Here is a 12,833-nt window from a genome sequence, read left to right as displayed (position 1 = left end):
GTCCGCTCGCCATTTTCTCGGGGCAACTCAGGATAGTCCGGCGTTTTCCAGACCCTGTTGGAAATGTTTTATGTCTTCGTCGCGCGTATAATGCAGCGTCGCCAACAATTCGCTGATCTTGAAATCGGGGTTGGCCGCCCGAACGGCGTCGGCATGACGTTTCGCCTCGGTCTCATTCCCCAACCATGCATGGCATGCAGCGACAAACGCGTTTTGCGTTATGTCCAGATCGGTCAGGTGCTGGAAATCGTCAATCGCTTGTTCATAGTGACGGCCGCAGAAATGCGCCTTGCCAAGGTGGCTCCAGAACCGGGGTGGGTGATGCGGGTTCAAGCGCATTGCCTTTTCGATCCATTCGGCCCCTTCGTCGGGCTTGCCCATCCATGTCAGCAATTCGCCCATCTGCACGACGACCAGATCGTAATTCGGATTGAGTGACAGCGCGCGTTCCTGATGATAGCGGGCCTTGCCGAGGTTATTGCGCACAATCTCCAAGGCCGCCATCAGACGGTGAACATCCGGGTCGTTGTCGTCGAGCGAAGCGGCTTTTTTGATCGAGCCTTCGGCATCGGCCAGGGCCGCAACCGTGTCCGGATCCCAGCCATAGCCCCAGGCCTGCCCCCGGATACAGCCTCGCCACGCGTGGGCATGAGCATAATCGGGGTCCAGCTCAATGGCCCGATCCACCAGCTTGACCGCCTCGGCATTGTCTGTGGGCGTGCTGCGGTGGTGCAGTACCTTGGCCGCCAGAACACACTCATATGCGGCAAGGCTCGACGGTTTTTTCCGCGCCAGTTCATCCGTTTTCGACGCCTCAATCCGTCCGGGGAGGGTTGCGACAACGGCCGCGGTAATCTCGTCCTGCAGGGTAAAGATATCATCCAGCTCACGGTCGTATTTTTCGGCCCAGATATGCGCATCGTTCACGCTGTCGATCAACTGGACGGTGATTCTGACCCGGTTTCCGGCCTTTCGCACGCTGCCTTCGACAATGTACTGGGCCCCAAGTTTCCCGGCCACCTCGCGAATATTGACCGACTGCCCCTTGTAGACGAAAACCGAGTTTCGCGAGATGACAAACAGCTCGCGTCGGCGGCTGAGCTCGGTCAACAGATCCTCGGTCAGGCCATCGACAAAGAACTCCTGCTCGGTATCGCCGCTCATATTGGCAAAAGGCAGGACCGCGATTGTGGGTTTCACAACGCGGGTGTCTTCGTCTTTCGAAGTGTCTTTGGAAGCCGAGCTTGCCTTGGGCTTGTCCAGTTCTACGCGATAGGCGTGCACCGCGTGCGAAATATTCTTGAGCGCGAGCTCTCCCAAATCTTCGAAACCCAGCTCCATTTGCTGACGAACCTGATCGTGTACGGCGCCCGAAATCACGACGTCGCCCACCCCTGCCGCCTGTTCCAGCCGCGCGGCGACGTTGACGCCACTGCCAAAGATGTCGTTTTCTTCGAATATGATATCACCCAGATTGATGCCGATCCGAAACTGGATGCGCTGACTTTCGGGAACATCGATATTGCGGCGAAGCATCCGGCTCTGGACTTCGACGGCACAAGCAACGGCATCAAGCGCACTGGCGAATTCCACCAGCATTCCGTCCCCCGTCGTCTTGATGATCTTACCGCGATTCTTGGTGATTGCCGGATCGATCAGTTCGATGCGATGTGTCCTGAGCCGGGCGAGCGTTCCCGCCTCATCGGCTTCCATCAATCGGCTGTACCCAACCATGTCTGCGGCCAATACGGCAGCCAGTCTTCGATCCATCGCGCCCCTCCGTCAGGGCATTCTAGGCTCGGTGCGGGTAGATATCCAAGGGTTTTGATGGAGCGCAACCTATGCAGGATCATTCCGGACGCCACATCCGTGATGGCGGTTGCCTCAGAGGCGTCCAAAGATCCGGTCAAGCCGTGCAATTTCATCCTCAAGACCAAAGGGAGCATTCACAAAAAACATGCCCGAGCCGATCATCCTGTGCCCCTCGCGCACAGGCGGAAACCGCACTTCGTGGCGCAGCGTTTTGGGCAGGCTCTGCCCTTCCAGTGCCTGCAACATGGCCTTGTGGCGAGCATCAATCAGGATCGGATACCACAGCGCGATGACCCCGACGTTCCAGGCCCGGTGCATTTTCGCGACAAGGCCGGGCAGGCGGTCATACTCGGACTTTACCTCATAGCTTGGATCGATCAGCATCATCCCGCGCCGGGGCGAGGGCGGCAGCAACGATTGCGCCAGTTCGAACCCGTCCTGCCTGTAAACCCTGGCGGCGAAGGGTTTCATCGTTGCAACCAAAGCGGCGTGTTCCTGCGGGTGCAGTTCTGCAAAATGCAAACTATCTTGCGACCGCAACAGGCTTGCCGCGATCAGCGGAGATCCCGGATAGGTCGTCTCGCCATATCGCGACTGCACCGTTTCAAGCGCCCGCGTCAGGGGGTGGCCCGCATCAAACCATGCCTCGCGCCGGGCGCGTTCGATCCCCGCCGCCGCCTCGCCCGTGCGTTTGGCCTCAGCCCCGTCCAGCTGGTACCGGCCGCGCCCCGCATGGGTTTCGACATAGCTCAGCGGTTTGTCCTTGCGGGTCAGATATTCCAGCGCCGAGGCCAGCAACGCATGCTTTTGCACATCCGCCAGATTTCCTGCGTGGTAAATGTGTTGATACGACAGCATGGTTGCTTCTAAAGTCCTTCCGAAAGAGGCGAAAAGGCGCTGATTTGAGTGGAATCAGCCCTTTTACCGGGCGGCTTCGCGCCCTATAAGTCATCCGTCCCCGACCCGTCGAGTCGTGGGAACAAGAATAATTTTGGCAAGCAGGACCACATACATGGGGATCTTTGGTAATCTGGGCGGCCTGTTCTCGTCGGACATGGCTATCGACCTTGGGACCGCGAACACGCTGGTTTACGTCAAGGGCCGCGGCATTATCCTGAGCGAACCTTCCGTGGTCGCCTATCACGTCAAGGATGGCGTCAAAAAGGTGCTTGCCGTGGGCGAAGATGCCAAGCTGATGCTTGGTCGCACGCCCGGCTCCATCGAGGCGATCCGCCCGATGCGCGAAGGGGTGATCGCGGATTTCGACACGGCCGAAGAGATGATCAAGCATTTCATCCGCAAGGTGCACAAGCGTTCAACCTTTTCGAAGCCCAAGGTCATCGTCTGCGTTCCGCACGGTGCCACCCCTGTCGAAAAACGCGCAATCCGCCAATCCGTTCTGAGCGCCGGCGCGCGCCGCGCGGGCCTGATTGCCGAACCCATTGCAGCGGCCATCGGGGCGGGTATGCCGATTACGGATCCGACCGGCAACATGGTCGTGGATATCGGTGGCGGCACGACCGAAGTGGCCGTGCTCAGCCTAGGCGATATCGTCTATGCCCGATCGATCCGCGTTGGTGGCGACAGGATGGACGAGGCGATCATCAACTATCTGCGCCGCCAACAGAACCTTTTGGTGGGCGAATCCACCGCCGAGCGGATCAAGACCACAATCGGTACCGCGCGCATGCCCGATGACGGGCGTGGCCAATCAATGCAGATCAGGGGTCGCGACCTGCTGAACGGCGTTCCGAAAGAGATCGAGATCAGCCAGGCGCAGGTGGCAGAAGCGCTGTCGGAGCCGGTGCAGCAGATCTGCGAGGCTGTGATGACCGCGTTGGAAACCACCCCGCCGGATCTGGCCGCCGACATCGTTGACCGTGGCGTGATGCTGACCGGTGGTGGTGCCCTGTTGGGCGATTTGGATCTGGCGCTGCGCGAACAGACCGGGTTGGCCGTTTCCATCGCGGATGAAAGCCTGAACTGCGTTGCGCTCGGCACCGGAAAAGCCCTGGAATATGAAAAACAACTGCGCCACGCGATTGACTACGACAGCTGAGGCGCGCACCCTCTGACCCAAGTGTCAACGCAACGGCGCGACATGCACCCGAGGGAGTCCCGTGGCAAAGGACCGATCACAGCGTGACGACTTTACCGCCCCCCTGCGCCGCCTGCTTTTGGGGGTCTTGTTGCTGTGCCTTTTCGGCATCTTTCTGGTCTGGCGGATAGACAGCCCCCGGGTCGAAAGGTTCCGCGCGCACGTCGTAGACGAGGTTGTCCCCTCCATGGAGTGGGCGATGGTGCCGGTAACCGGTGCCATCAACCTTTTCCGGGATTTCCAGAGTTATCAGCGGCTGAGTGAACAGAACCGCGAATTGCGCAGCGAATTGCGGCAGATGCGGGCGTGGAAAGAAGCTGCGTTGCAGCTGGAACAGGAAAATGCGCGCCTGCTCGATCTCAACAACGTACGCCTCGATCCACGCCTGACTTATATCACCGGCGTCGTGATGGCAGACAGCGGTTCTCCTTTCCGGCAATCGGTTCTGCTGAATGTGGGGGCGAGGGATGGCATCGTCGACGGCTGGGCTGCGATGGACGGGATCGGGCTTGTCGGAAGGATATCCGGCGTCGGCGCCGATACCGCGCGGGTGATCCTGTTGACGGATGCCGCCAGTTCGATACCTGCCACAATCCAGCCATCGGGCCAGACGGCTTTGGTGGCCGGGGACAACACCGCCGCCCCCGCAATCGATTTTCTGGAAAACCGAGAACTGGTGCGCCCCGGAGACCGCGTAGTTTCGTCGGGGGATGGTGGCGTCTTTCCCGCTGGTTTGCTGATCGGACAGGTCGCCCAAGACCCCGGAGGTCGCCTGCGGGTCAGGCTGTCTGCGGATTTCGAGCGTCTCGAGTTTCTGCGCGTGCTGCGTTATCATCCGGCCCAGCCGATCTCCGATCCCGGTGGCATCGTGACGCCGGACCGCCCTGCGGCTGCGCTGCAACCAGAGGAGGCCGCGGATGGATAGGCTGTCACCCTCTTATCCGTGGATGATGCGTGCGCTCTATGCCGGGGTGGCCTTGGTCATCTTGTTCTTTCATCTGCTGCCGTTGAACACTTTGCCCTCCAGATGGGCCCCGCCCGATCTGCTGCTCGCCATGACCTTTGCCTGGACATTGCGGCGTCCTGACTATGTTCCGATACTACTCGTCGCCTTTGTAATGCTTATGGCAGATCTTTTATTGCAGCGCCCGCCAGGCCTGCTGTCTGCTCTGACCGTCGGAGCCTGTGCTTATCTGAGGACAATTTCCGCCACGACCCGGGATGCAGGTATTGTCGGCGAATGGATAACCGTGGCCACTGTTCTCACCGCGATAACACTTGGTAATCGCCTCATCCTCGGCCTGACCTCGGTCGAACTGGTTTCGATCTGGCTGGTTGCCTTGCAACTTGTTCTGACCATTGCCGCATATCCGCTTGTTGTCTGGGTCAGTCAATCGGTCCTTGGCATAAGGCGGCTGACTGCCGCCGAGACGGAAGCATTGGGAGGTCGCGCATGAAACGCAATCCCAAAGAGCTTGGCCGTATCCACCGCCGATTTTCACGGCGCGCACTGGTCCTTGGCGGGATGCAAGCGGCATTCATCGGCGGGCTGACCATGCGGATGAGACACTTGCAGGTCGAGCAGGCCGACCAGTTCCGTCTTCTGGCCGAGGAAAACCGGATCAACATTCGCCTGATCCCACCGAACCGAGGAGAGATTTTCGACCGCAACGGCAAGATTATCGGTCAGAACTCTCCTTCATATCGAATCGTCATCGTGCGCGAAGACGCCGGAGACGTCGAACAGGTCATTGCCAACCTCTCCAAGCTTATCCCGCTCAGCGAGGAAGAACTGGAACGTGCCCGCGCCGAGATGCGCCGCTCGGCACCTTTCCTGCCAGTGACACTTGCCGATCACGTGACGTGGGAAGATATCTCGAAGGTCGCCATCAACGCGCCCGCCCTGCCCGGCATAACGCCCGAGGTCGGTCTGGCCCGCGCCTATCCCCGCTATGAGGATTTCGCGCATGTTGTAGGCTATGTCGGCCCGGTCAGCGACTATGATCTCAGCCAGATGTCCGATCCGGAACCGGTGCTGCGCATCCCGCGTTTCCAGATCGGCAAGGTGGGCCTGGAGGCCAAGAAAGAAGACATCCTGCGCGGCAAGGCCGGGGCGAAGCGGGTCGAGGTCAACGCAACGGGCCGTATCATGCGCGAGCTTGACCGGCGCGAAGGTCAGGCCGGGGCCGACCTGCAACTTTCGATCGACGCGGACCTGCAACAATACGCACAGGCACGGTTGGCAGGCGAAAGCGCGGCTGCCGTTGTCATTGACTGCGAAACCGGCGATTTGCGAGCCATCGCTTCGGCTCCGAGCTTTGATCCGAACCTGTTCGTCAGCGGAATATCTGTTGCGGACTACCGGGCGCTGACCGAGAACAAATACCGCCCGCTGGCGAACAAGAGCGTTCAGGGCACTTATCCGCCCGGTTCGACCTTCAAGATGATCACGGCGATGGCCGCGCTTGAAGCGGGGATTATCGGTTCCGAGGACACGGTCTATTGTCCCGGTTTCCACAAGGTCGGCAGTCGGCGCTTCCACTGCTGGAAGCGCGGCGGGCATGGGCACATGAACCTGCTCAACTCGCTCAAGCAAAGCTGCGACGTTTATTACTATGACGTCGCACTGAAGGTCGGTATCGACCGGATATCGGAGATGGCCAACAAATTCGGCTTGGGCATCAGGCACGACATTCCAATGTCCGCCGTTGCCGAAGGGCTTGCCCCGAACCAGGAATGGAAATCCCGCGTTCACGGTCAGGAATGGCTGATTGGCGATACGGCGAACTCATCGATCGGCCAAGGCTTCATGCTGGCCTCGCCGCTGCAGTTGGCGGTGATGTCCGCGCGCATCGCCACTGGTCGCGCGGTCACGCCCCGACTCGTCAAGTCCATTGACGGAATGGAACAGCCCTCGGGGGCGGGTGAGGCGCTGGACATCAACCAGAACAACCTTCTTCAGTTGCGCCGGGCTATGTTTGCCGTCTCGAACGACCGGCGCGGTACGGCCTATCGCAGCCGCATCATCGAAGACGCCTTTCGGATGGCGGGCAAGACCGGCACCAGTCAGGTACGCAACATCACCGCTGCCGAACGGGCCGCCGGGGTGATCCGGAACGAGGACCTTCCTTGGGAACGCCGAGACCACGCGCTTTTTGTCTGCTTTGCCCCATTCGAAAATCCCAAGTACGCGGTTTCGGTCGTGGTCGAACATGGCGGTGGCGGATCTAAGGCCGCTGCCCCGGTTGCGCGGGACATCATGCTACAAGCGCTGTACGAGGGAACTCCGCCGCTCGAAGCTTATCCGGTCGCTGATCGCGAACAAATAAAGGAACAGCAGGCAAGGATCGAAAGCGATCAGCGACCTAAGGCACGTCCAGACGAGAAAGATCGTGCATGAGCTATCTTGAGCATTCCGTCAAATCCACGCCCACCGGGTTTCGCAAGTTTCTGTATTTGAACTGGCCGCTTACCCTGTTGTTGGCCAGCGTGGCCAGTGTCGGGTTTCTGATGCTTTACTCGGTGGCGGGCGGTTCATTCACCCCCTGGGCCAAACCCCAAATCGAGCGCTTTGGGCTTGGGTTGGTGGTCATGTTCGTGGTGGCCATGGTCCCGATCTGGTTCTGGCGCAACATGTCAGTTCTGGCTTATCTGGTCTCAATCACACTTTTGGTTCTGGTCGAGATCATGGGCACGGTCGGCATGGGCGCACAGCGCTGGATCGATCTTGGGTTCATGCGGCTGCAACCGTCGGAATTGATGAAGATTACCTTGGTTATGGTTCTTGCGGCCTATTACGATTGGCTGCCCGAGCACAAGACATCACGCCCGCTTTGGGTACTTCTGCCGGTACTTCTGATCCTCTTGCCGACTGCTCTGGTTCTCAAACAACCCGATCTTGGCACGTCGATCCTGCTGCTTGCGGCGGGGGGCGGCCTGATGTTTCTGGCCGGGGTCCACTGGGCCTATTTTGTTGCAGTCATCGCGGCGGGCGTCGGATTGATTTCCACAGTATTCAAAAGTCGGGATACCGACTGGCAACTGCTCAAGGACTATCAGTTCCGCCGCATCGACACCTTTCTGGACCCCTCGACCGATCCCTTGGGTGCCGGATATCACATCACCCAGTCCAAGATCGCATTGGGGTCAGGCGGCTGGAACGGGCGCGGTTTCATGCAGGGTACCCAGTCGCGGCTGAATTTTCTGCCCGAAAAGCACACCGACTTCATCTTCACCACTCTGGCCGAAGAATTCGGGTTCGTGGGCGGCTTTTCGCTTCTGTCCCTTTATACGCTGATACTGGTGTTCTGCCTGGCCACGGCGCTGAAAACAAAAGACCGTTTCTCGTCACTGGTCACGCTCGGAATCTCGCTCAACTTCTTTCTGTTCTTCGCGGTCAACATGTCCATGGTGATGGGCCTGGCCCCCGTCGTTGGCGTCCCGCTGCCGATGGTCAGCTATGGCGGGTCGGCGATGTTGGTTCTGATGGCAGCCTTTGGCATCGTGCAAAGCGCTCACATCCACAATCCCCGATAACCGCCGAAAGCTGTGACTTTGACAATCAATGTGCTTTTCTCCGCCCGCCCTGCCCTTTGGCCAATCTACGAGCCACTGCTGCTTCGGAATCTAAGCGATGCCGGGCTGGATTTCACTCTAAACACACAATTCGACCCTGCCGAAGTCGACTATGTTGTGTATGCCCCCAATGGAGGTTTGCAGGATTTCACCCCGATGACACGCCTCAAGGCGGTTCTGAGCTTATGGGCAGGTGTCGAGACTATCGTGGGAAACAAAACCCTGACGGTGCCGTTGGTGCGGATGGTCGATCATGGCTTGACGCAGGGGATGACAGAATGGGTTGTCGGCCACGTCTTACGGTATCACCTTGGCATGGATGCCCACATTCATGGCCTGAACGGGGACTGGCTGCAGAAGGTTCCGCCACTGGCACAGGATCGTACCGTCTGTATTCTTGGCCTTGGCGCCTTGGGCGAGGCTGCGGCACGAGCGCTGGTGGCCTTGAATTTCGACGTCACCGGTTGGTCTCGTACACTCAAGGAGTTCCCTGGAATCCGTTGTTTCAGCGGAACGGAAGGATTGCATCAGGCGCTTTCGACCGCCGAGATAGCCGTTCTGCTTATGCCGGACACGCCCGCGACGGAAAACACCCTGAATGCGGAAACACTGGCGCTGATGCCCAAGGGCGCCCGGATCATCAATCCCGGCCGCGGCCCGTTGATTGACGACAATGCATTGCTGGCAGCGCTGGACACGGACCAAATCGGTCATGCCACACTTGATGTTTTCCGAACCGAGCCACTGCCCAAGGACCATCCCTATTGGTCACATTCCAAAGTCACAGTAACGCCGCATATCGCCTCGGAAACCCGCCCGGCGACAGCCGCTCAGGTGATCGTCGACAACATCCGTCGCAGCGAATCCGGCGAACCGTTGCTGCATCTGGTGGATCGCGAGGCGGGATACTGACCTCCCGCCCTTTTCTTTTCGTGCAAAACACGGTCGCCAGAGGCGAAATCTGCGCGTTCAGGCAGCGATCAATCCACGCCCCTTGAGCAGGGCATCGACACCCGGCATGCGGCCACGGAACGCCAGATACAACTCTTCTGCCTCTTTCGACCCACCAGTCGACAGAATGTTGTCTTCCAGTGCCTTTGCCTGCTCCGGGTCAAATGCGCCGCCCGCTTCTTCGAAAGCTGAGAATGCGTCCGCATCCATTACCTCGGACCACATGTAGCTGTAATACCCCGAGCTGTATCCGTCCCCTGCAAAGACATGGGCAAAATGCGGCGTGGCGTGGCGCATGCCGATTGCATGAGGCATCCCGAGTTCCGCCAGAACCTCGGCTTGTTTCGCCATCGGGTCGGCTGGGGCCACGCCGTCGTGAAAGGCCAGATCGACAAGCGCCGATGCCACATATTCGACCGTCTGAAAGCCCTGATCAAAATTCGCGGCTTCCAGGACCTTTTTCAGCATCTGTGGCGGCATCGGTTCACCGGTTTCGGCATGGGTCGCGAATTCAGACAGAACTTCGGGCACTTCCAGCCAGTGCTCATAAAGCTGGCTGGGCAATTCCACGAAATCCCGCGCGACCGACGTTCCCGAAATGCTCTCATAGGTCACATTCGACAAGATCTGGTGCAAGGCATGGCCGAATTCGTGAAACAGCGTGCGTGCATCGTCATAGGACAAGAGGGCCGGATCGCCTTTGGCGAAGTTGCAGACATTGATGACCACAGGCGCTTGCGTTTTGGGGAATATCGCCTGTTGCCGCATCGCGCTACACCACGCGCCCGACCGTTTCGAGCCCCGCGCGAAATAATCCCCGATGAACACCGCGATGTGTTGCCCGCCCCGCGTCACTTCCCATGCGCGGCAATCGGGATGATAGAGCGGGACGTCCAGCGGGCGAAATTCCAGACCGAACAGGCGGTTCGCGCAGGCAAACGCGGCCTCGATCATCCGATCGAGTTGCAGATATGGCTTGAGCGCGGCCTCATCCAGATCATGTTCGGCCTTGCGCCGCTTTTCCGCGTAATAGCGCCAGTCCCACGGCTCTAGCTCTCCATTGATTCCGTCGGCCTGCATCATGTCGGTCAACACCTTGGCATCCGCCTCGGCCCGCGCCTTGGCCGGCTCCCAAACCTGCATCAGCAAGTCACGCACACGCTCGGGTGTGCGGGCCATCTCGGTTTCCAGCTTGTAGGCCGCGAAGTTGTCATATCCGAGCAACCGGGCGCGTTCTTCGCGCAGCTTTAGGATCTCGGTCGCAAGAGCCCGGTTGTCGGTTTCCCCGCCATTGGCCCCGCGAGCGACCCAAGCGCGATAAGCCCTCTCGCGCAGATCGCGGCGCGGTGTGAACTGCAGGAAGGGCGCGATCAGAGACCGCGACAAAGTGACGACCGGTCCTTCCACGTTTTTTTCCTTGCCCGCCTCACGTGCAGCACTGACGACAAATTTCGGCAATCCTTCGAGATCGTTTTCGGAAAGCGGCATGAACCAGTCGCGCTCATCCGCCAGAAGGTTTTGGGTAAAGGCCGTACCAAGTTCGGCAAGCCGGGACTTGATTGCCTTCATCCGAACGTCATCCGCACCTTCCAACGCGGCCCCTGCCCGGATAAAGCCGCGATGGGTCAGCATCAGAACCCGCTGTTGTTCGTCGGTCAGGTTCAACTCGTCCCGCTGATCCCATACGGCGGCCACACGACGAAACAACGTCTTGTTTGACGAAATCTCGGAAAAATGCGCAGCCAGCCTGGGTGAAAAGGCCCGCTGCAACTCTTCGCGTTTCGGGTTGCTGTCCGCCCCGGCAACGGTGAAAAACACGCCGAGCACCTTGTCGACAAGATCCCCAGCCGCCTCTAGCGCCTCGACCGTGTTGGTAAAACTCGGCGCTTCTGGGTCGGAGGCAATTGCTCCGATCTCGGCCTTGTGGGCGGCCAGAGCCTGCTCAAGCGCGGGTTCGAAATCGTCATCTTTGATGTCGTCAAAGGGGGCGATTTCGAATGGGGTCTGCCAGTCGGCAAGGATCGGGTTGGTCATGAATGTCTCCTTTGCTGGTCAAGCTAGGTTCGCGCGTCGGATTGGTCCAGTGGTGCGACACTCAAAACAGCACGCATTGTCATATGTCCGGTTGCGATACAGCTGCAACAAAAGCAGGTTGATCCAAACGGGAGATACGACATGACCAGAACCGACCGACACCGCGGCCCCATGACTACTGCCATTCACGCTGGCGAAAGGCCGGACGCGGCCACAGGCGCTTCGGCCCCGGCACTGCACATGAGCTCGACCTTCGTGACCGATCAGGTGGCGGGGTTCTCGGCTCATGATCTGGAAGAAGGAACCGGGGGATATCTGTATTCCCGCTGGAACAACCCCACTGTCGCAATGCTGGAAGCCAAGATTGCCGCCATGCAAGGAACCGAGTCCTGCCTGTGTCTGGCATCGGGCATGGCCGCCGCGTCGGCCATTTTCTTCACGTTCCTCTCGGCAGGGGACCATATTGTCATCTCGGATGTCTCTTATGCCGGAGTAGCGGAACTGGCACGCGACACACTGCCCCGGATGGGAATCGAGGTGACGGCAGTGAACATGTCCGATCTGGAAGCCGTCGCAGCAGCTATCCGTCCAGACACGAAACTGATCCACACTGAAACCCCGGTCAATCCGATCGGGCGGCTGACCGATCTGGCGGCCGTTTCGCAACTCGCCAAGGGAGCAAATGCATTGCTGAGCTGCGACGCTACATTTGCTTCGCCCTTGGGCATGGATGCGGCGGGACTGGGCGTCGATCTGGTGATGCACTCGATCACGAAACAAATAGGCGGACATGGCGACGCAGTCGGTGGCGCGGTGGCCGGGTCTGCCGATCTGATCGGACGCATGCGCGCCGAGGCAGCCATTCACCATGGCAGTGTATTGTCGCCCTTCAACGCATGGCTGATCGCACGAGGGGCGGCAACCCTTCCACTGCGAATGAAGGCGCACCAAATGGGCGCACAGGCTGTTGCGGAATGGCTGGATACCGATCCGCGCGTGACCAAAGTGATCTACCCCGGCCTTCCGTCGCACCCGCAGGCGGAACTGGCCGCACGACAGATGCGCAACATGTCAGGCATGATCTCGTTCCAGGTTGGGGATGCCGCCACTGGGCGGCGCATGGCACAACAGATGATCGACCGGTTGGAAGTGATCCATTATGCGGTATCTCTGGGCCATCACCGGTCGCTGATTTTCTGGATGGAAACAGCAGGTCTGATGGAGACATCATTCCGTCTTGAGGGCGCGCAATTGGAGGCCTATAGCGCCTATGCCGGCGACGGAGTCTTTCGCCTGTCGGTGGGATTGGAAGATACCGAGGATCTGATTGCGGACCTTGATCGCGCACTGGGGTAGGATAAGG

10 protein-coding genes are annotated in these 12,833 nt (G+C 59.4%); 7 read left to right on the top strand and 3 right to left on the bottom strand.

What is annotated here, in order from left to right:
• Positions 1–27 precede the first annotated feature (27 nt).
• Together ACR0LZ_RS19550 and ACR0LZ_RS19545 are read right to left on the bottom strand one after the other, a co-directional pair.
• Positions 28–1,770, bottom strand: a complete 1,743-nt coding sequence (locus tag ACR0LZ_RS19550) for an adenylate/guanylate cyclase domain-containing protein (RefSeq protein ID WP_480751791.1) — start codon at positions 1,768–1,770, stop codon at positions 28–30.
• A gap of 114 nt (positions 1,771–1,884) precedes the next feature.
• Positions 1,885–2,670 carry a 23S rRNA (adenine(2030)-N(6))-methyltransferase RlmJ gene (locus tag ACR0LZ_RS19545; protein ID WP_480751790.1) on the bottom strand — a complete coding sequence of 262 codons (786 nt, stop codon included), beginning with the start codon at positions 2,668–2,670 and terminating at the stop codon, positions 1,885–1,887.
• A gap of 154 nt (positions 2,671–2,824) precedes the next feature.
• Here ACR0LZ_RS19545 and ACR0LZ_RS19540 point away from each other — a divergent pair, with 154 nt between their 5' ends.
• From ACR0LZ_RS19540 to ACR0LZ_RS19515, 6 genes are all read left to right on the top strand, one after another.
• Complete coding sequence (locus ACR0LZ_RS19540) at positions 2,825–3,871, top strand: rod shape-determining protein (protein WP_480751789.1); 1,047 nt, start codon at positions 2,825–2,827, stop codon at positions 3,869–3,871.
• Positions 3,872–3,932: 61 nt separating this feature from the next.
• On the top strand, positions 3,933–4,835 hold the full coding sequence (mreC, locus tag ACR0LZ_RS19535; RefSeq protein ID WP_480751787.1) for a rod shape-determining protein MreC: 903 nt from the start codon (positions 3,933–3,935) through the stop codon (positions 4,833–4,835).
• Complete coding sequence (locus ACR0LZ_RS19530; protein WP_480751786.1) at positions 4,828–5,367, top strand: rod shape-determining protein MreD; 540 nt, start codon at positions 4,828–4,830, stop codon at positions 5,365–5,367. The genes mreC and ACR0LZ_RS19530 overlap by 8 nt, the downstream gene beginning before the upstream one ends.
• Positions 5,364–7,310, top strand: a complete 1,947-nt coding sequence (gene mrdA / locus ACR0LZ_RS19525) for a penicillin-binding protein 2 (RefSeq protein ID WP_480751785.1) — start codon at positions 5,364–5,366, stop codon at positions 7,308–7,310. Before ACR0LZ_RS19530 ends, mrdA begins: the two co-directional genes overlap by 4 nt.
• Complete coding sequence (rodA, locus tag ACR0LZ_RS19520; protein ID WP_480751784.1) at positions 7,307–8,446, top strand: rod shape-determining protein RodA; 1,140 nt, start codon at positions 7,307–7,309, stop codon at positions 8,444–8,446. Before mrdA ends, rodA begins: the two co-directional genes overlap by 4 nt.
• A gap of 18 nt (positions 8,447–8,464) precedes the next feature.
• Positions 8,465–9,397, top strand: coding sequence for a 2-hydroxyacid dehydrogenase (locus tag ACR0LZ_RS19515; RefSeq protein ID WP_480751782.1), 933 nt, complete (start codon positions 8,465–8,467; stop codon positions 9,395–9,397).
• A 57-nt stretch (positions 9,398–9,454) separates the two neighbouring features.
• Here the strand turns inward: ACR0LZ_RS19515 and ACR0LZ_RS19510 are convergent, their stop codons facing one another.
• Positions 9,455–11,470, bottom strand: a complete 2,016-nt coding sequence (locus ACR0LZ_RS19510; protein WP_480751781.1) for a M3 family metallopeptidase — start codon at positions 11,468–11,470, stop codon at positions 9,455–9,457.
• Positions 11,471–11,611: 141 nt separating this feature from the next.
• On the opposite strand from ACR0LZ_RS19510, the gene ACR0LZ_RS19505 reads away from it, so the two are divergent.
• The gene (locus tag ACR0LZ_RS19505; RefSeq protein WP_480751779.1) at positions 11,612–12,826 is read left to right on the top strand and encodes a trans-sulfuration enzyme family protein; all 1,215 of its coding nucleotides are present in this window, start codon (positions 11,612–11,614) and stop codon (positions 12,824–12,826) included.
• Positions 12,827–12,833: the final 7 nt, after the last annotated feature.

The sequence above is a fragment of the Ruegeria sp. CI1 genome, assembly GCF_056536925.1.
Note: the sequence above shows the minus strand (reverse complement) of the source record. Positions and strands in the feature narration are given on the sequence as shown.